This is a genomic window from Duganella sp. SG902 (genome assembly GCF_013376005.1).
Taxonomy (GTDB): domain Bacteria; phylum Pseudomonadota; class Gammaproteobacteria; order Burkholderiales; family Burkholderiaceae_D; genus Rugamonas.
Genome location: NZ_JABMJK010000008.1, coordinates 208,041 through 227,822, shown reverse-complemented (window position 1 = coordinate 227,822; position 19,782 = coordinate 208,041). Strand labels below are relative to the sequence as shown.

Genomic DNA, 19,782 nt, shown 5'->3' with positions numbered 1-19,782 from the left:
GTCTAGAATCGCAAGGTCAGCTTCAACAGCGCGCTGCGCTCGAACATGCTGCGTCCCGGCGTGGCGCCGAACTCGGGATGCGAGCGATGCAGTAGATTGCGTCCGATCAGCGCCACCTCCGTGTTAGGCCCCGGCTTCCACATCCACTGGCCGTCGAGCTCGTAATACGAGGGCACCGCCGGCCGCGGCAGCGCGCCGACGTAGCGCAAGGTCAGATCCAGCGAACTGTTGTCGGTCAAATCGTGCGATGCACGCAACTGCCAATGACGGTTGGGATCGTTGGTGGCGAGGCCGAAGCTGGCGGTGGCGTCGGCGCTGCCGGGCAGCAGCGTGGTGTGCACGCGCTGCACCACCAGCCCGGCGTTCAGGCGCCAGGCCGGCGCCGCCTGCCAGCGCCCCCACAGCTCGACGCCGCGCGCGCTGCCCTCGCTCATGTTCTCGAACTCGAACAGCGCCGTCGCGGCCGGGCCGGTTTGCGGTTCCAGCGTGCGCAACTTGTCATAGCGGCTGTAAAACGCGGTGATCGAGTAGGACAGCGTCGCCATCGGCTGCGCGCGGTAGCCCAGTTCAATCACCTTGGCGACCTCCGACTGGAAGTTGGGCCCGCCGTCAAGCAGATAGATCTTGCGGCCGCCACGGATAAACGGCACGCCCGGCGAGTACAGGTCGCGGTCGAAGCGCGAGGGCGCGCGCACCGTGCGCGCCAGGCTGCCCCAGAACAGCTGGGCCGGCGTCGGCGTCCACGCCAGGCGCAAGCTGGGCAGGTACTCGGCGCCGGTGTAAATGTTGTGCTCCACCTTGGCGCCGGCGGTCAGCTTGAGATTCGGCGTGACCGCGTACTCGTTCTGCGCGAACAGATTGGACCAACGCATGGTCAGGTCGCCGGGCAGGAAGGCCTGGTTGAGCGAATTGGTCACGTCATCCCAGCTTTGGCGCACGCCGCCGCCCCAGGTCAGCACATTATCCGGGTTCAGGCGCAGGTCATGCTGCGCCTCCAGGTCCAGCGTCGACAGGCGCTCGACGAAGGCAGTGGGCTGGTTGCGCTCGGTATGATCGAGAATCACCTGCAGGCGCAGATTGGCGTCGGCGGACAGCTTGCGGGTGTAGCGGCCGATCAGGTTGGCGCCGGAAATCCGCACCGGCAGCACCCCGGGCTGGCCCAACTCGCCCTGATAGGCGTCGCCGGAGAAGGTCAGGTTGGCATTGTTCAGCCGCCAGTCCGCGCGGAAGCCGGCCTGGGTGTGGTGCATGCCGGTGTTGAGATCGCGGCCGCCGGCCGAATAGGTGTCGCTCAACTCCTGGTACTTGCCGTACACGCGATAAGTGCCGCCATTGGCCATGGTGCCGCCGTAGCGCAGCGAGCCGTTCCTGTTCGGGCTGCCGCCGGCGACACTCAGCTGGCCGCCCTGGGTATCGGCGGACGAGCGGGTGATGACGTTAATCACGCCGTTGACGGCGTTGGCGCCCCAGATCGTGGCGCCGGGGCCGCTGATCACCTCGATGCGCTCGATGTCCTCCAGCACCACGTCCGGCGCATCCCAGAACACGCCGGAAAACAACGGCGAATAAATGCTACGGCCGTCGATCAGCATCAGCAGCTTGTTGGCGAAAGCGTTATTGAAGCCGCGCGCGGTGATGGCCCAGTTGCGGGCGTCCACCTGCGCCACCTGCAGGTTGGGAGCCAGCCTGAGCGCCTCCGGCAGCGATTGCACGCCGCTGCGCCGGATATCGTTCGCGCTGATGATGAAAATGGAGGCCGCCGTCCCGCTGAGCCGTTCCTCCTGCCGGGACACGGAAGTGACAATGACATCGCTGAGCTGTTCCAGCGACATGTCGGCGATCGGGTTCGCCTCCGCAACCATGGCCTGCGCTGACGCGGTGCTCAGCGCGGTTGCGACAAGCAATTCCAACGAATAACTGGCGGATCTGGCCATGGAGCCCTCGCAGTTGCCGTACGCTTCACCCGCCGAAAAACGACAGCGGTGCTTGTCCTGAACAACCCCAAGAGTGCAGTCTCGCTGTCAGGATGGTGAAATTATAGCCACTTCTGACACAGTTCCCTCTTGGAATTTAACTGTCTCAGCCATATCGCGGAACGAATTTGCACGGACGCAACAGTGCTCAGGCCGCAAGATTTACGCCGCCCGGAGAGCCGGAAAATAAAAAGACCTACGCTCCAGGGAAACATAAGTCTTTGATTTTATTGTGCTGGTCGGGACGAGAGGATTCGAACCTCCGCCCCCCTGCACCCCATGATATTTACGCACTGTCCGACTAGATCTAGCGACATTTATCGATCATAAAGAAAGCCTTTTGTCACAAGGCTCCAATTTTTATTGTCCGAGATTGTACGAAGAGATACGCTGCCAATCGAAGATATTTCGGATGCATTGCCGTTTCCGCCGTCACTGCGACTCCGAAGGAAGATCGATACGTGGCGCCCAGCAGTCCGGTCAATTCACCGAGGCCCAGACTGGAGCTGGAGTTCTCCCCCAGCGCCGCGATGCCAGCGCGCCCCGATGCGCTTCGCGTCCAGCCAGCCACGACAACAGCACGCGCGAGTCGTGCCGCGTGGTCTGGAGGTCTAGCAGGGTAATTTGTTGATGATTTTGTCCATGGTTGTCACGTCTCTTGCGCTAACGACACGAATAACAAAGTCTCGGCGGTGAATTGTTTTCACTGCATCCCTCTGTTCGCTGAGTTACCGCTGGAAAATTGAGATATAGTTATATATCCAACAACTAAACTAGGGGTGAAAATGGAGCTGATTATTCAATCAATCGAACGGTCTCTCAGCGCCAAGGCTTGGCACTGCTCACTAATGGCAGCGCTGGCTCTGCCGGACATCTGCGCGCGAATCGACAATGGCGCATCGAAGACAAGCGGTAAACTACTTTACGCGACTTGGTTCGAAGAATATATCGGGCCGAGATACAAGAGTTTGTCTCCAAAGATAGACTTAAATGCTCCGGTAGAACAGCGCGTGAAGTTTCCGTTGGAAATGGAAGAGAATGTTTTTTTATCCGGCAAAGATTGCTACTCACTTCGCTGCGCCGTGTTGCACGAGGCAAGCGACGACACAGGCAAAAACAAGCCAGAGAAAATTACCAAATTTCAATTCGTGGGCTCAGAGAGCGGGGCGGTGATTCACTGCAATCGAGCGCAGTCAATGCTGCAACTCGACGTTCATATATTCTGCACCGACATCATCGCTGGAGTGCGCAAGTGGCTCAAGAGCATCGAGGGCTCGAAGGAAAAGACAGATGAGGTAGACTCGCTCTTCACCATAACCATTGTGTGATTCGAACACTGCAACAAAGCGAGAACACAAAAGCCCACGACCTTACGGTGGCGGGCCTGCTTTTCTCCGGACGAGCGAATCCCCGTGTGCGCACGCTATAACAGAAAGATCGTGGGCTATCTCTTGCCGTCTAAATTTTTTTTGGTGTCGGCAATCCATCATTAACAATATCTGATAACACGCTTCGTGTTTGCGTCGATGATACGAATCGCATAGCGCTGCCTGATCGCATAGACGGGTGCTGGTCTGCTCATTTGAGCCCAAATGTCTGGCTTGGAAGCCATGTCGACTAGTTTATTTCGCAATTGTTTAGCCGATGCATACGTCATCCACCTTGCATCTCCTTTCGCTTCTTCAGACACCAGACTCATTTCCGCCAAGCTTGCGAACCGTTCCAGATAGTCAGCTAATAACCAGTGCGTCGCTAGTCGGAAACGTGAAATACACTGCTCAACCGCGCTGCCACGCATAAGCGCATACGCTTGCTCTTCGGTGATACCCTTGGGTGGCGCATCGGGATTAAGAGTTGTTGGTACATGAAATCTGCCAAATGGGAGCGCTGGGCCGTTCAACGTCGAAACAAGCAAAACCAAAGTAAAGTAGGTTCCTTTAAAAGTGTATGTGAAGAATTCATCACCGCTGTAATCGAACTCTTCATCAGAATCACCTACTGCGAAGCCTAGTATTAATGTGCGTTTCGACGTATCAAATGGATAAGGAAGCGTAAAATTATCAGCGGAGGAATTAAAATCATAGTAGCCTGCTTCTAAATCTGTATATCGATATGCGGCGATATTCCAGAACCCTTCTTTCCCTTTAATACTGCTAGTGATGGCCCTCCCCTCAGCCTTGCTCTCTTCGGAGAGGATAGTCGTCTTTATCATGTTGCCCTTGGGGATATTAGGGGACCTATGGACAGAGAAGTGTATGTCTTTTACCTTGTCAGTGGTCGACTCCCCATTATTTAACCCAGCAAAAATGGAAACCAGCAGATCGCCACTGGGCCTTTGCATTATTTTTGCTAGACGCCGAAGTTTCCCGTTACTCTCAACGGTGATGTACTGTTCCATTCTGCCTCCAGGCGATTAGCCAGTAACACAGATTACAACATAAGTAGGGCGGGGGCAAAGTTCAATGGCGATTCGCCATTTTGATCTGAAAGAAAGATTGTAAGAAATTGCTAACCAGTCTGAGCCGGCGGCACCGCGCCTGCGCGCGCAGTAGACACGATACTGGCGCGCGCCACCGCCGCCGAGTTCGGCCAGGCCGACATCTTCGTCACGACGCTGGCCTAAGGTAAGCAGTCCGACCGCATGCTGCAGTGGGCATGCGATGTGGTGGCCGACGTTAGCGGGGACGTAGCGATGCTGGCAACGATCCGAGAGTTCAAGCCGAATGGAGCAGCATAGTGGGCATCACGAAAATATGAGCGCATGTGACCCAATCCCCTACCGCTTCGATAAGCACGACATCCCCGTAGTGCACATCGATGGCGAGCCGCACTTTGCCGACAAAGATGTCTGCGACGCCCTCGGGTACGCCAACGCCAGTAAGGCGATGGGGACCACTGCAAGGGGGTAACGAAACGCGCCCCCTCTTTTGACGAACGGTGGAATGCAAGAGCTGTGCGTGTTGTCCGAAGCCAATGTGTTGCGTCTGATCGTCAGAGCACGCTGCCAGCGTGCCGAAGCTTTCGAGCGCTGGATGTTTGAGGAGGTACTACCATCGATCCGACGGACAGGGAGCTATTCCCTTCCGGTACGCGCACTCACGCCGGCGGAGGCCGTGCAGATCAACCGTGTCGAACAAGGCCGAATGCATCAGCGCAAAGTCCACTAAAGCTTAGTGGATGGCGATCGCCGGGCGGCCGGCCTAAGCCTTTGATTTTATTGTGTTGGTCGGGGCGAGAGGATTCGAACCTCCGACCCCCTGCACCCCATGCAGGTACGCTACCGGGCTGCGCTACGCCCCGACTAACCGCACGATTATAGCAGCCACTTTAAGTATTTGTCATGTTTGCTTTGCGACGTTAAGATCTGCGCATGGATTCTGTCTCGCTTGAACACGCCGCCGCCCTCGTCGCCCAGGCCGATCTGCTGATCGTGGCCGCCGGCGCCGGCATGGGGGTGGACTCCGGATTGCCCGATTTTCGCGGCAACCAGGGCTTCTGGAATGCGTATCCGGCGCTCGGACGGGCGCGCATGGAATTCACCAGTGTGGCGTCGCCCGCCACCTTTCACGCCGACCCGGCGCTGGCCTGGGGCTTTTACGGCCACCGGCTCAATCTTTACCGCGCGACCGTGCCGCATGCCGGCTTCGCGCTGCTGAAGCAATGGGGCGAGCGCATGGAACACGGCTACGCCGTCTTCACCAGCAACGTGGACGGACATTTCCAGGCGGCCGGCTTCGATCCGCAACGGATTTACGAATGCCATGGCTCCATCCATCACCTGCAATGCCTGGAGCCCTGCGGCTCGCAAATCTGGAGCGCCGACGGCTACACGCCGCAAGTCGACAACGACGCGTGCCGTTTGCTGAACGCGCCGCCCACCTGCCCGCACTGCGGCGCGCTGGCGCGGCCGAATATCTTGATGTTTGGCGACTGGGGCTGGAACGAGCAGCGCTCCGCAGCGCAGGAGCAACGTTTGCAGCGCTTACTGCAGGCGGCCGACCGCCCGCTGGTGGTGGAACTGGGCGCCGGCGTGGCGATTCCTTCTGTGCGCCATTTCGGCCAGGCCGTCGTCAGCCGTCACAACGGCCGCATGATACGGATTAACCCGCGCGAGCTGCAAGTTGCCAGTCCGCGCGACGTCGGCCTGGCGGCCGGCGCTTACGAAGCATTGAGCGCCATCGACGCTTTGCTATAAACGGTTTATACCAATTTAACCGTGATCGGCGACAAGCCCGCCACCTTGCCCTCCAGGACCTGGCCGCGCACCACCGCGCCCACGCCTTCCGGCGTGCCGGTGAAAATCAGGTCGCCCGGCGCCAGCGTGAACAGCGTGGACAGATTGGCGATGGTCTCGTTGATCGACCAGATCAGGTGCGCGATGGTGGCGGACTGCCTGGTCACGCCATCCACGTCCAGCTGGATCGCGGCGTTGTTGATGTCGCCGGCGTCGGCCGCCGGATGAATCAGGCCGATCGGCGCCGAGTAGTCGAACGCTTTGCCGATCTCCCACGGGCGGCCGGCGTCGCGCATCTTGAACTGCAGGTCGCGGCGCGTCATGTCGAAGCCGACGGCATAGCCGTAGATGTGCGACGCCGCCTGTTCCACCGGAATATTCGCGCCGCCCTTGCCGATGGCGACCACCAGCTCGCACTCGTAGTGCAGGTTGTTGGTCAGCGGCGGATACGGCAGCTCCAGCACGCGGTTCGGCGCGGCCGGCACCACGGCTTGGGCGTCGCCCGGTTTGCAGAAGAAGAATGGCGGCTCGCGGTCAGGGTCGGAACCCATCTCGCGCGCGTGGCCGGCGTAGTTGCGGCCGACGCAGTAGACGCGGCGCACCGGGAACAAATCGGAAGTACCGGCGACCGGCAGGCCGACGATGTCTTGGGCGGGAACGACGTAGGAAGTCATGATGCTCCTGTAAGCTGGAAGGGACATCAATCATGGTACAACAGCGGCCGACCGCTTGCAGCGGCCGGATACATTAGGAGACAAATCAGGTCAGCAGCAATGCCTTCATGGCGACCCGGTACCCTTCCACAAGGGAGTTGCGGTCCATGTTCGGACGGTGCAAGGCGCGGATCGGCAGCCCGTGAAACAGCGACACCATGGTGTTGATGCGGCCATCCAGCAGCGCGTCATCCACCGGCAGGCCGCGCCGTTCGCGCTCGCGCTTGATGATCGGCCGGAACTCGGCCATCGCCGCCACGTCGGAGGCGCGCATCGCCTCGGCGATCTTGGGATTGCGCGCCGCCTCGGCGCACATCTCCATCGGCAGCTGGAAGAATTGCGGGTCCAGGTTCTCATCGATATGGCGCGGCGCCTCGTCGATCATCGACTGCAGCGGATCCTCTTTGCTGCTTAGTTCACGCAACTGCGCCGCCACGTGCTCCGACTCCAGGTCGACGAAGGCCATGATGATGGCCTCCTTGCTGTCGAAGTAGTTGTAGATGTGGCCCGCGCTCATGCCCGCTTCCTTGGAGATTTCGGACATGCTGGCGCCATGGAAGCCCTTGCGGGCGAAGCACAAGGCGGCGGCCTGCAAGACTTGGTTGCGGCGGCTCTGGGCCCGCTCCGGGTCACTGCGCCGCTTGATGTCGTGATTCATGGGGCGATCCTGGAATATGCTAAATGACATCATTATAACGGCGGACGCGCTCCACACGTCCGCCGCACCGGCCTAGCCGCGCGGTTGCGGCAACTCCGGCTGCCAGCCGCCGCCCAGCACCTTGTACAGGGTGACGGCGTTGCTGCTCTTGGCCAGGCGCGTGGTGATCAGACCTTGCTGGGCCGAATACAACGCGCGCTGCGACACCAGCGCGTTCAGGTAGGAGTCCGCGCCCTTGCGGTAGCGCGCCTCGTTGATGGAGTAGCTCTTCTGCGCCGCATCCACCAGCGCTTGCTGCGACGCCAGGCGCTCGTCCAGCGTGCCGCGCGTGGCCAGGGCGTCGGCCACTTCGCGGAACGCGGTCTGCACCGCCTTCTCGTACTGCGCCACCGAGATGTCGCGTTCCGCCTTGGCGATGTTCAGGTTGGCGCGGTTGACGCCCCCGTCGAAGATGGGCAGGTTGATGGCCGGCGCGAAGGTCCACGCCGAGGAGCCGGCCTTGAACAGGCCGGACAAGGTGGAGCTGGCGCTGCCGCCGGACGCCGTCAGCGAAATGCTCGGGAAGAAGGCGGCACGCGCCACGCCGATGTTGGCGTTGGCGGCGCGCAGCGCGCGCTCCGCCTCCTGCACGTCCGGACGCGATTGCAGCAGGTCCGATGGCAGGCCGGCCGGAATCGCCGCCAGCTGGGTCACTTCCGCGAGGTCGCCGGCCGGCAGCAGTTCCTCAGGCACGGCGCTGCCCACCAGCAGCGTCAGCGCGTTCTGGTCCAGCGCCACCTGCGCGGTGTAGACCGCGACGTCGTTGCGCGCCGATTCCAGCGTGGTCTGGGCGTCGTACATGTCGGTGCCGGCCACCACGCCGGAGGCGAAGCGCTTCTGGCTCAGTTCATAGGTGGTCTGCTGGCTTTTCAGGGTTTCCTGCGCCAGCTTCAGGCGCTGCTGGTCCGCGATCAGCGTCAGGTAGGCGTTGGCCACTTCCGACACCAGCGTGATCTGCTGCGTGCGGCGCGCCTCCTCGGTGCCGAGGTAGCTCTGCAGGCCGGCCTCGGACTGGTTGCGCACCTTGCCGAAGAAGTCCAGCTCATACGAGGACATCACCAAGCCGCCGTTGTACTGGCGGTTGATGGCCGCCTCGCCGGTGCCGGTCATGGTCGACGGCGTGCGCGAGGCGTTCTGATTGACGTTGGCCGACAGCTTCGGCAGCAGCGCCGCCGTGTCGATGTTGTACTGGGCCTTGGCCTTCTCGATATTGAGGACCGAGACGCGCAGGTCGCGGTTGTTGGCCAGCGCCAGCTCGATCACCTTGCGCAGCTTGTCGTCGGCGAAGTAGTCGCGCCACAGGATTTGCGACACCGGCCTGGCGTCGGCGGCGGCGGGCACGCCCTTGTAGGCGTCGCCCGTCGGCCAGGCTTGCGCCACCGGTTGCGCCGGGCGTTCATACACCGGCGCCAGGCTGCAGCCGGCCAACATCGCCAGCGCCGCCATCGTGATTAAAGACTTTTTCATATCAATGCACCTCTACAGTTGCGGGAGCGGCCGTCTTCGGCGCGAAGTAGCCGCGCACCAGCACAAAGAACAGCGGCACGAAGAAGATGCCCAGGAAGGTCGCCGTCAGCATCCCGCCCAACACGCCCACGCCGATCGCGTTCTGGCTGCCGGAACCGGCGCCGCTGCTGATCGCCAGCGGCAGCACGCCCAGGCCAAAGGCGATGGAAGTCATCAGGATGGGACGCAGGCGCAGTTTCACCGCCTGCAGCGTGGCCTGTTTCAGCTCCACGCCCTGCTCCTGCAGCTCCTTGGCGAATTCCACGATCAGGATGGCGTTCTTCGCCGCCAGACCGATCACGGTCAGCAGGCCGACCTGGAAGTAGACGTCGTTCGAGAGCTTGAACACAAACGTCGCCAGCACCGTGCCCACCACGCCCAGCGGCACCACCAGCAGCACCGAGAACGGCACCGACCAGCTTTCATACAGCGCGGCCAGGCACAGGAACACGATCAGGATCGAGATCGCATACAGCTGCGTGGTCTGCGAGCCGGAGTCGCGTTCCTCGGTCGACAGGCCGGTCCACTCGAAGCCGATACCCGGCGGCAGTTGCTCCGCCAGTTTTTCGATCTCCTTCATGGCCACGCCCGACGACTGGCCCGGCGCCGGCATGCCAAGGATCTCGGTCGACGGCAGGCCGTTGTAGCGTTCCAGGCGCGGCGAGGCGTAGATCCACTGGCCGGTGGTGAAGGCCGAGAAAGGCACCATCTGGCCGTCGGCGTTACGCACGAACCACTTGTTCAGGTCTTCCGGCGTCATGCGCGCCTCGGCCGAACCTTGCAGGTACACCTTCTTCACGCGGCCGCGGTCGACGAAGTCGTTGACGTAGGCGCTACCCCAGGCGGTGCTCAGCACCTTGTTCACGTCCTCCACCTTCAGGCCAAGCGCGATCGCCTTCTGCTGATCGACGGTGATCTTGTACTGTGGCGTGTCCTCCTGGCCGTTGGGGCGCACGCCCACCAGCACAGGACTCTTGGACGCCATGCCCAGCATCTGGTTACGCGCCGCCATCAGCGCGTCGTGACCGACGCCGCCGATATCCTGCAGCTGCAGGTCGAAGCCGCTGGCGTTACCCAGCTCCAGCACCGCAGGCGGGGCGAAGGCGAACACCATCGCATCCTTGATCTGCGAGAACTTGCCCATGGCGCGGCCGACGATCGCGCTCACGCGATTCGCGGCGCCCGGACGCTCGGCCCAGTCCTTCATCCGCACGAAGGCGATGCCGCTGTTCTGGCCATTGCCGCTGAAGCTGAAGCCGGCCACCGCGAACACCGATGCGACAGCCTGCTTTTCATCGTTCAGGAAGTGGTCCTCGACCTTTTCAATCACCTTCAGCGTGCGCTCCTGCGTGGCGCCGGTCGGCAGCTGGATTTGCGAGAACAGCACGCCCTGGTCCTCTTCCGGCAGGAAGGAGGTTGGCAGGCGCATGAAGACAAGCGCCAGCACCACCACGATGGCGCCGTACACCGCCAGCGAACGGCCGCCGCGATTCAGGATCGCGCCAACCATGCCCTGGTACTTGTTGGTGCTGCGCTCAAAGGTGCGGTTGAACCAGCCGAAGAAGCCCTTGTCGGTCAGGTGATGGCCTTTTTCCACCGGCTTCAGGATGGTCGCGCACAGCGCCGGCGTGAAGATCATCGCCACCAGCACCGACAACACCATGGCCGACACGATCGTGATCGAGAACTGGCGGTAAATCACGCCGGTCGAACCGCTGAAGAAGGCCATCGGCACAAACACCGCCGACAGCACCATGGCGATACCCACCAGCGCGCCGCTGATCTGGCTCATGGACTTGCGGGTCGCCTCCAGCGGCGACAAGCCCTCCTCCGTCATCACGCGCTCGACGTTCTCCACCACCACGATGGCGTCGTCCACCAGCAGGCCGATCGCCAGCACCACGGCGAACATGGTCAGCGTGTTGATCGAATAGCCCAGCGCCGACAGGATGGCGAAGGTACCCAGCAGCACCACCGGCACCGCCATGGTCGGAATCAGCGTGGCGCGGAAGTTTTGCAGGAACAGGTACATCACCAGGAACACCAGGATCACCGCTTCCACCAGCGTCTTCACCACCTCCTCGATCGACAGCTTGACGAACGGGGTGGTGTCGAAGGCGATCACCGCCTTCATGCCATGCGGGAACTGCTTCTCGAGCTGCGCGATCTTGGCCTTCACCGCGTTGGCGGTGTCCAGCGCGTTGGCGCCGGTGGCCAGCTTGATGGCGATGCCGGACGCCGGCTTGCCGTTGTAGCGCGCCAGGATGTTGTAGGTCTCGCTGCCCAGCTCCATGCGGGCGACGTCGCGCAGGTGCACGGTGGCGCCATTGGTGGCGGTCTTCAGCAGGATGGCGCCGAATTGTTCGGCGGTCTGCAAGCGGCTTTGCGCGGTCACGGTGGCGTTCAGCTGCTGGCCGGCGACGGACGGCAAGCCGCCCAGTTCACCGGCGGACACCTCGGTGTTCTGCGCGGTGATGGCCGACGACACGTCGGCGGGCGTCAGCTGGTAGCTTTGCAGCTTGGCCGCGTCCAGCCAGATGCGCATGGCGTACTGCGAGCCGAAGTTGGTCACGTCGCCCACGCCTTCCACGCGCGAGATCGGGTCGATCACGCTGGCGGCCACGTAGTCGCCGATGTCGGCCTGCTTCATGGAGCCGTCCTCGGACACGAAGCCCACCACCATCAGGAAGTTCTTGGTGGCCTTGGCCACCACCAGGCCCTGCTGCTGAACGGCGGCAGGCAGCAGCGGCGTCGCCAGCTGCAGCTTGTTCTGCACCTGCACCTGCGCGATGTCAGGATTGGTGCCGCTCTTGAAGGTCAGGGTGATGGTGACGCCGCCGGTCGAATCGGACGACGAGGACATGTAGCGCAGGCCGTCGATACCCTTCATCTTTTGTTCGATGATCTGGGTCACGGCGTCTTCCACCGTCTTGGCCGAGGCGCCCGGATACGAGCCGGTGATCGAAATCGACGGCGGTGCGATGCTTGGATACTGCGATATCGGCAGGCCGAGAATCGCGATCACGCCCGCGAGCATGATGACGATCGCGACCACCCACGCGAAAATCGGGCGATCAATAAAGAAACGGGACATGGGTCAGCTCCTTATTGCGCGCTCTTGGCGTTGGCTGGCGTGGCGCCGCCGGCGCCCGGCGAGCCGCCGGCGGCCAGCGTGGCGGACGGCTTGGCGGCGCTTGCCGGCGCCCCCGGCCGCACTTTCTGCACGCCTTCCACGATCAGCAGGTCGCCCTCGTTCAGGCCCGATTTCACCAGCCACTTGTTGCCCAGCGTGCCGCCGGTGACCAGCGTGCGCTGTTCGACCTTGCCTTCCTTGTTCAACACCAGCGCGGTGGCCTCGCCCTTGGGATTGCGGGTCACGCCCTGCTGCGGCACGGCGATCGCGTGTTCGTCGACGCCCGACTCGATCACCGCGCGCACGAACATGCCCGGCAGCAGATCATGCTTGGGATTCGGGAACAGCGCGCGCAACGTGACGTTGCCGGTGCCCGGATCGACCGTCACGTCGGAGAACTGCAGCTTGCCGTCCTGCGCGTACTTGGTGCCGTCCGACAGCAGCAGCGTGACCTTGGCCTGGCCGCCGCCGGTTTTCAGGCCGCCGCTTTCGATCTCGCGCTTCAGGCGCAGCATGTCCTCGCTGGTCTGGGTGACGTCGACGTAGATCGGGTCCAGCTGCTGCACGGTGGTCAGCGCGGTGGCCTGGTTGGCGGTCACCAGCGCGCCCGGCGTCACCGCCGAACGGCTGATGCGGCCGCCGATCGGCGCGTCGACGTGGGTGTAATCGAGATTGATCTTGGCTTGCTCCAGCGCGGCGACGGCCGATTCCACGTCGGCCTTGGCCTGCTCGTGGGCGGCGACGGCGTCGTCGTAGTCCTGGCGGCTCACGCCTTCGATCGCCACCAGGTCCTTGTAGCGCGCCACTTTCGGCGCGGCCGCCGCCAGGTTGGCCCTGGCCTTGGCCAGCGCGGCCTTGGCCGAGTTGTAGGCGGCCTGGTAAATGGCCGCGTCGATCTGGTACAGCGGGACGCCGGCCTTGACGTCGGCGCCCTCGACAAACAGGCGTTTCTGAATCAGACCGCTGACCTGCGGTCGCACCTCGGCCACTTGATAAGCGGCGGTGCGGCCCGGCAGTTCGGTCGTGATTTGCAGCGCTTCCCGCGCCACCTTGAATACGCCCACTTCCGCCACCTGCTGCGTGCGAGGTGCTTCGGTCGTGGATTTGGAGCAACCGGCCAGGACGGCGATCGCGGTGATCATGGCTGCGGCGCCAGCGCTCCGCAGCAGAGGTTTTTTGCAGAAAAAGGCTTCCATGGGATGGACTTTCTGTATAAAAAATAAGCACAAACCGTAGAATGAACGATCATTCTAATTAAGTCAAGCAACTTTCTTGTGCGGTGCGGAAAGCTTAAGCGTGGTTTAAGGTGGCAAAATTGCCTAGGACAAGGGCTTGCGCCAGGGTGGGCGATGCTACAATCAAATCACTTTCTTTCCGACATCTTTTCGGTCCCCCAGTGCAGCCCATGCTTCCGTCGTCCCCTGCCGCCCGTCCCCGCCTCACCACCCTGGTGACCGTGGGCGTGAGCGCGACGGTGCTGTTGACCGTGTTGTCGCTGCTGATATTGGTCGACCATTTCGCCATCGACTACGCCCGCCGCGAGGCCGAGCAAAGACTGCAGCAGCTGTCCTGGCAGATGCGCGACGCGCTCAACGGCGTGGTGCGCAAGGCCACCAGCGACGTCCAGCTGCTGTCCGAGCTGCCGCGCGTGCGCGAGGGCCGCACGCCGGCCGAGGTGCGCGAGGTGCTGGAAAGCCTGCAAAGAACCTTCCCCGACTACGCCTGGATCGGCCTGGCCACGCCGGACGGCAAGGTGTTCGCCGGCACCCAGGGCGTGCAGGAAGGCGTGGACGTCAGCCAGCGCGACTGGTTCAAGGGCGGCCAGGACAAGATCTACGCCGGCGACATCCATCCGGCCAACCTGCTGGGCAAGAAGCTGCCGGCCAACACCGATCCATGGCGCTTCGTCGACGCCTCCGGCCCGGTCACCGGCGCCGACGGCCAGTACCGCGGCGTGCTGTCGGTGCACATGAGCTGGGGCTGGGCGCGGCGCATGGTGCAAACCATCTTCGCGCCAGCCGACAGGCAATACTCGGCCGAGATCTTCGTGGTGCGGCGCGACGGCACCGTCATCCTCGGCCCGCCGGGCATGGAGGAGCAAAAGATCGACAGCGACAGCCTGACGCTGGCCCACAGCGGCGCCTCCGGCGCGCTCAAGGAGACCTGGGCCGACGGCCGCAGCTACCTCACCGGCTACGCCCGCACCGGCCACGCCGACGATCCGGCCACCCTGAGCTGGGCCATCCTGGTGCGCCAGCCGGAAGAGCTGGCCCTGTCCGGCGCGCGCGCGCTGGAGCGCCAGATCCTGCTGCTGGGCGCCGTGCTGGGCCTGGCGATGGCGCTGGCCGCCGCCGCCGTGGCGCGCCGCTTCACCCGTCCGCTGAACGCCCTCAGCCGCGCCATCGAGGAACGGCTGGCGGCGCCGGACGACGCCGCCGCGCTGCCGGTCGTGCGGCGCGACGATAGCTACCACGAGGTGCAGGTGCTGTCGCGCGCGCTGAGCGAGATGCTGCGCAACGAACAGAACCACGTCGACCAGCTGCGCGGCATGAACGAGAAGCTGGAGTCGGCGGTGGCCGAGCGCACCCGCGAGATCGCCCGCAAGGCGCTGCAGCTGGAGCGCGCGCTGGCGCAGGAACAGACCACCCAGCAGCTGCTGCAGGAACGCGCGGCCGAGCTGCGGGCGATTCTCGACAACGCCCACGACGCCTTCATCGCGCTCGACCCGGGCGGCGTGGTGCGCGAGTGGAACCTGCAGGCCGAGAAACTGCTGGGCTGGAAGCGCAGCGAGGTCATCGGCCAGCCGCTGGCGGCCATGATGCTGCCGCCGCTGCTGCGCCGCGCCTACGAGCGCGACATGCGCCAGCTGGCCGACAGCGGCGACGGCGCCGCCGCCATGCTGAGCCGCCGGGTCGAGCTGACGCTGCACAACCGCGCCGGCCAGGAGCTGCCGGTGGAGGTGTCGCTGGCCTACGTGCCGCGCAGCAGCGGCCACCTGTTCATCGCCTTCCTGCACGACATCAGCGAGCGCAAGTCGCTGTTCGCGTCGATGGAGGCGATGGCGCTGAAGGATACCCTGACCGGACTGCCGAACCGGCGCGCGCTGATGCAGGCCCTGCCCGAGGCGCTGCAGCGCGCCAACCGCCTGCGCCAGAGCTGCGCCGTGTTCTTCCTCGACCTCGACCGCTTCAAGCAGGTCAACGACCGCTATGGCCACGAGGAAGGCGACGAGCTGCTGCGCCAGTTCGCCGAGCGCGTGCGCGGCGCGGTGCGCAAGACCGACACGGTCGGCCGCCTGGCCGGCGACGAATTCGTGGTCATCCTCGAAATGCTGCACAGCGACGACGCCGCCCAGGAGGCGGCCGACAAGCTGCTGCCGGCACTGCAGCGCCCGTTCATCCTGAAGACCGCCACCGTGTCGCTGAGCGCCAGCATCGGCATCGCCATCCACCACCCGGACGACCCGCAGGACACCGAAATGCTGCTGGGCCGCGCCGACCGCGCCATGTACCGCCACAAGCAGCAAGGCATGCAGTTGCGCGCGCGACGATAAGTGCGCTATCGAACATCTCATTTCCTCGCGTTCATGTAGTATTTTCCAACATCGGCATTTATGTTGCGGGTCTGACTCATGGAAGAGCAAAACAGCGTTACTACTGACTTTCTATCGACTGGCGTACCGGGTCTGGACGACATCCTGTCCGGCGGCCTGACCAGCGACCGGCTCTACCTCGTGGAGGGCGAGCCGGGCACCGGCAAGACCACGCTGGCACTCCAATTTTTGCTTGAAGGCGAGCGCCGGGGCGAGTCCACGCTGTACATCACGCTGGCCGAAACCTCGGTCGAGCTGCGCAGCGTCGCGGCCTCGCACGGCTGGGACATGGACGGCATCCACATCGAGGAAATCATCCCCGACGAAAAGGCGCTGAACCCGGATCAGCAATACACCATTTTCCACCCTTCCGAGATCGAGCTCGGCAGCACCACCCAGCGCATCCTGGCGGCGGTTGACCGCCACCAGCCGCGCCGCCTGGTGCTGGACTCGCTGTCCGAGCTGCAGCTGCTGGCGGAAAGCCCGTTGCGCTACCGGCGCCAGGTGCTGGCACTCAAGCAGTACCTGAGCAGCCGCAGCTGCACCTCGATTTTGCTGGACGACCGCACCGCCCTCAGCACCGACTTGCAGGTGCGCAGCGTGGCGCACGCGGTGCTGACGCTGGAGCTGGCCGACCAGGCCTATGGCGCCGAGCGCCGCCGCCTGCGCGTGGTCAAGTATCGGGGCGTGGCCTTCCGCGGCGGCGCGCACGACTACAAGATCGTCAAGGGCGGCCTGCAGGTCTATCCGCGCCTGGTGGCGGCCCACTCGCGTGAGAATGGCCCGCGCCGCCAACTCTCGAGCGGCATGCCCACGCTCGACAGCCTGATCGGCGGCGGCCTGGAGGAAGGCATGAGCACGCTGATAAGCGGACCGTCGGGCACCGGCAAATCCTCGCTGGCGGCGCAGTTCGTGCACGCGGCCACGCTGCGCGGCGAGCCATGCGCCATGTTCCTGTTCGAGGAAGCGCGCAACAACATGCTGAACCGCTGCACGAACCTGGGCCTGAACCTGCACGACGCGATCCGCGACGGCCTGCTCACGGTGCAGCAGATCGATCCGGCCGAACTGTCGCCCGGCGAGTTTTCCACCGCCGTCACGGCGGCGGTGGAGCGCGGCGCGCGGGTGGTGGTGATCGACAGCCTGAACGGCTACCTGAACGCGGTGCCGGACGAACGCTTCCTCATCATCTACCTGCACGAGCTGCTGACCTACCTCGGCCAGCGCGGCGTGGTCAGCATCCTGGTCGGCGTGCAGCAGGGCATACTGGGCACCGGCATGAGCAGCTCGGTCGACGCCAGCTACCTGGCCGACAACATCATCATGCTGCGCTACTTCGAGTGCGACGGCGACGTGCAGCAGGCGATTTCCGTGTTCAAGAAACGCGGCAGCTCGCACGAGCGCAGCATCCGCCGCTTCTCGGTCGGCACCGGCGGCCTGCGGGTCGGGCCGATCCTGAAAGACTTCCACGGCGTGCTGACCGGCGTGCCGACCTATCACGGTCCGGCGACTGCGGACCTGGCGAACGATTGAGCATCATGGAAAACCGCATCCTGATCTACGCCCCCACAGGCCGGGATGCGCCGCTGGCGGCCAAGGTGCTGACCGTGGCCGCCATCGACAGCCATGTGTGCGCCACCCTGGCCGAGCTGGGACAGGAACTGGAGCGCGGCGTCGGCGCCGTGCTGACGGTGGAGGAAGCGCTGGCGCCGGGCGGCCTGCAATTGCTGCAGGCTTGCGTGGCGCGCCAGCCGGAGTGGTCGGACCTGCCCATCATCCTGCTCACCCACAGCGGCGCCGACTCGCCGGTGGTGCGGCAGGCGGTGGCCTCGCTCGGCAACCTGGCGCTGCTGGAGCGGCCGGTGCGCACGCTGACCCTGATCACCGCGCTGCACGCCACCCTGCGCGCGCGCAACAAGCAGTACCAGGTGCGCGAGGCGGCGCGCCGCAAGGATGAATTCCTGGCCAGCCTCGGGCACGAGCTGCGCAACCCGCTGGCGCCGATCCGCACCTCGGTGTCGCTGCTGACCCACCTGTATCCGAACGTGGCGCCGGTGGCGCGCATCCGCGACATGGTGGAACGCCAGGTGCGCCTGCTGACGCGGCTGGTGGACGACCTGCTGGACGTGGCGCGCATCACCAGAGGCAAGATCAAGCTGCAGCAACAGCAGGCGTCGCTGGCCTCGGTGATGAGCCATGTGAGCGAGCTGTGCCAGCAGGCCGCCGACGGCAAGCGCATCCACATCGCCTGGCAGCTGCCGCCGCATGAGGTGATGCTCAACGTCGACTACGCGCGCGTGGTACAAATCTACGCCAACATCCTGTCCAACGCGGTCAAGTTCACGCCCCAAGGCGGGCATGTGGTGGTGCGCGCCGCGGTCGACGACGGCCAGCTGCTGGTGAGCATCCGCGACGACGGCATCGGCCTCGACGCCGACACCATCCCGCGCATCTTCCGCATGTTTGAACAAAGCAATACCGTCAACGGCCAGTTCTCCAGCGGCCTGGGCATCGGCCTCAGCCTGTCGCGCCAGTTCGCGGAAATGCACGGCGGCACGGTGGAGGCGTATAGCGAGGGGCTGGGCAAAGGCAGCGAGTTCGTGATCCGGCTGCCGGTGCTCAGCAACGCCGGCGTGCGCGACCCGGTGCCGCTGGCGCAAGGCGCCGGCGCCGATGGCCGCAAGCTGAAGGCGCTGGTGGTGGACGACAATCAGGACGCCGCCGACTCGCTCACCGCGCTGCTGGAACTGGATGGCTTTGACGTGCGCGCCGTGTACGACGGCGCCTCGGCCATCGCGGCAGTGGAGGCGCAGGCGCCGGACATCATCATCATGGACCTGGGCATGCCGGGCATGGATGGCTACGAAACCGCGCGCGCGATCCGGCAACTCCCCGGCGCCGAGCACATCCTGCTGCTGGCCCTGACCGGCTGGGGCCAGGGCGACGCGCGCCGGCGCACCGCCGAGGCCGGCTTCGACCATCACCTGGTGAAGCCGGTGGAACTGGAACAGATCGTCCGCCTGGCCGGGGCGCGCTACAACCGCGAACAGGTCCAGGCGGCGCGCTGATTACTGCGGCTTGACGTTGGCGACCGCGCCCAGCAGATACAGGTCGTTGGTGCCCTCGAACGCCGAATCGGTGCCCAGCACGATCCAGAACTTGCCATCCTTGTCGGCGGTGAAGGCGATCGCCTCGCCGGACTTGCGGGTGGCCTTGGCGAACTCGGTGCCGCCGCAATCGAGACCCTCGATGCCCTGCGTGCCCAGCACCTTGCCCTGCTTGCCCGATTCGGCCTGGTCGCCGTGGTCGAAGTTCAGGCGATAGCGGCCATCGCTTTGCTTGACCAGTTTCGGTTCGTCGGTGGTGGCCGCCGCCACCATGTAAATGCTCTCGCCGCGCGCGCCGCCCACGCCAAAGCAACCGGTGGCCGCGTTGGTGGCGTAGCTCATCTCGAAGGTGACGGTGTACTTTGCGTTCGGCACCAGGCCGGTGAACTGGCGCTTGGTGTAGGTGAACACGTCGTCGCTGTTGTTGTGCGAGATCAGGTAATAGCCCATGCCCCCCACCGGCGGCGCCAGCTTGGACCAGCCGGCGCCGGTCTCGGTGGGCTCGGTGCCGTCGGTGTAATCGGCCACGCCGGCGGCCCAGCCGTCGATGCCCTTGGTGAAGTCTATCGTGATGGTGCTGGCCACCGGCGTGGGCGCCGGCGGCGCCGCTTGCGGTGGTGCCTGGTAGCTGTTGTCGCCGCCGCAGGCGCTCAGCGCCAGCATGGCCGCCGCGGCCAGCGCGCGGTACGTGTCTTTTTTCTGCATGAAGTTTTCCCCTAATTGTGTACGGCGCTCTCGTGAAGCGCCGCACCGCAGTCTAAAGAAAACTTGTAAAGACAGAAAACCAATTTGTAACCTGTGGTAAGTTACATTTCCTAACCACTATG

General features: G+C 64.0%; 14 protein-coding genes and 1 tRNA gene. 6 read left to right on the top strand and 9 right to left on the bottom strand.

Features of this window, described 5'->3' with window-relative positions:
• Positions 1-2: 2 nt before the first annotated feature.
• Positions 3-1,934, bottom strand: a complete 1,932-nt coding sequence (locus FHW83_RS18575) for a TonB-dependent siderophore receptor (protein WP_176647822.1) — start codon at positions 1,932-1,934, stop codon at positions 3-5.
• An 824-nt stretch (positions 1,935-2,758) separates the two neighbouring features.
• On the opposite strand from FHW83_RS18575, the gene FHW83_RS18570 reads away from it, so the two are divergent.
• Positions 2,759-3,301, top strand: coding sequence for a hypothetical protein (locus tag FHW83_RS18570; protein WP_176647821.1), 543 nt, complete (start codon positions 2,759-2,761; stop codon positions 3,299-3,301).
• A 161-nt stretch (positions 3,302-3,462) separates the two neighbouring features.
• Here FHW83_RS18570 and FHW83_RS18565 read toward each other — a convergent pair whose 3' ends face one another.
• Positions 3,463-4,371 (bottom strand): hypothetical protein, encoded by a 909-nt coding sequence (locus tag FHW83_RS18565; RefSeq protein WP_176647820.1) that lies wholly within the window; start codon positions 4,369-4,371, stop codon positions 3,463-3,465.
• A 544-nt stretch (positions 4,372-4,915) separates the two neighbouring features.
• Between FHW83_RS18565 and FHW83_RS31360 the strand changes: the two genes are divergently transcribed.
• Complete coding sequence (locus FHW83_RS31360) at positions 4,916-5,140, top strand: BRO family protein (protein ID WP_373997233.1); 225 nt, start codon at positions 4,916-4,918, stop codon at positions 5,138-5,140.
• Positions 5,141-5,196: 56 nt separating this feature from the next.
• Here the strand turns inward: FHW83_RS31360 and FHW83_RS18555 are convergent.
• Positions 5,197-5,273: transfer RNA gene (locus tag FHW83_RS18555), tRNA-Pro, on the bottom strand.
• Between the two features lie 70 nt (positions 5,274-5,343).
• On the opposite strand from FHW83_RS18555, the gene FHW83_RS18550 reads away from it, so the two are divergent.
• Positions 5,344-6,168 carry a Sir2 family NAD-dependent protein deacetylase gene (locus FHW83_RS18550; protein ID WP_176647818.1) on the top strand — a complete coding sequence of 275 codons (825 nt, stop codon included), beginning with the start codon at positions 5,344-5,346 and terminating at the stop codon, positions 6,166-6,168.
• A gap of 5 nt (positions 6,169-6,173) precedes the next feature.
• On the opposite strand, the gene FHW83_RS18545 is transcribed toward FHW83_RS18550, so the two are convergent.
• From FHW83_RS18545 to FHW83_RS18525, 5 genes are all read right to left on the bottom strand, one after another.
• Positions 6,174-6,881 (bottom strand): fumarylacetoacetate hydrolase family protein, encoded by a 708-nt coding sequence (locus FHW83_RS18545; RefSeq protein WP_176647817.1) that lies wholly within the window; start codon positions 6,879-6,881, stop codon positions 6,174-6,176.
• Positions 6,882-6,966: 85 nt separating this feature from the next.
• Complete coding sequence (locus tag FHW83_RS18540) at positions 6,967-7,578, bottom strand: TetR/AcrR family transcriptional regulator (RefSeq protein ID WP_176647816.1); 612 nt, start codon at positions 7,576-7,578, stop codon at positions 6,967-6,969.
• A gap of 72 nt (positions 7,579-7,650) precedes the next feature.
• Positions 7,651-9,084, bottom strand: coding sequence for an AdeC/AdeK/OprM family multidrug efflux complex outer membrane factor (adeC, locus tag FHW83_RS18535; RefSeq protein WP_176647815.1), 1,434 nt, complete (start codon positions 9,082-9,084; stop codon positions 7,651-7,653).
• Position 9,085: 1 nt separating this feature from the next.
• Positions 9,086-12,217, bottom strand: coding sequence for an efflux RND transporter permease subunit (locus FHW83_RS18530; protein ID WP_176647814.1), 3,132 nt, complete (start codon positions 12,215-12,217; stop codon positions 9,086-9,088).
• Positions 12,218-12,228: 11 nt separating this feature from the next.
• A complete protein-coding gene (locus FHW83_RS18525) occupies positions 12,229-13,398 on the bottom strand; it encodes an efflux RND transporter periplasmic adaptor subunit (protein WP_176647813.1) in 1,170 nt (389 codons plus the stop codon).
• A gap of 263 nt (positions 13,399-13,661) precedes the next feature.
• Between FHW83_RS18525 and FHW83_RS18520 the strand changes: the two genes are divergently transcribed.
• The 3 genes from FHW83_RS18520 (at position 13,662) to FHW83_RS18510 (ending at position 18,916) form a co-directional block, all read left to right on the top strand.
• Positions 13,662-15,809: a diguanylate cyclase domain-containing protein gene (locus FHW83_RS18520; RefSeq protein ID WP_176647812.1), complete on the top strand. Its 2,148-nt coding sequence runs from the start codon at positions 13,662-13,664 to the stop codon at positions 15,807-15,809.
• Positions 15,810-15,887: 78 nt separating this feature from the next.
• Positions 15,888-17,381, top strand: a complete 1,494-nt coding sequence (locus FHW83_RS18515) for an ATPase domain-containing protein (protein ID WP_176647811.1) — start codon at positions 15,888-15,890, stop codon at positions 17,379-17,381.
• A gap of 5 nt (positions 17,382-17,386) precedes the next feature.
• Positions 17,387-18,916, top strand: coding sequence for a response regulator (locus FHW83_RS18510; protein WP_176647810.1), 1,530 nt, complete (start codon positions 17,387-17,389; stop codon positions 18,914-18,916).
• On the opposite strand, the gene FHW83_RS18505 is transcribed toward FHW83_RS18510, so the two are convergent.
• A complete protein-coding gene (locus tag FHW83_RS18505) occupies positions 18,917-19,660 on the bottom strand; it encodes a hypothetical protein (protein ID WP_218106344.1) in 744 nt (247 codons plus the stop codon).
• Positions 19,661-19,782: the final 122 nt, after the last annotated feature.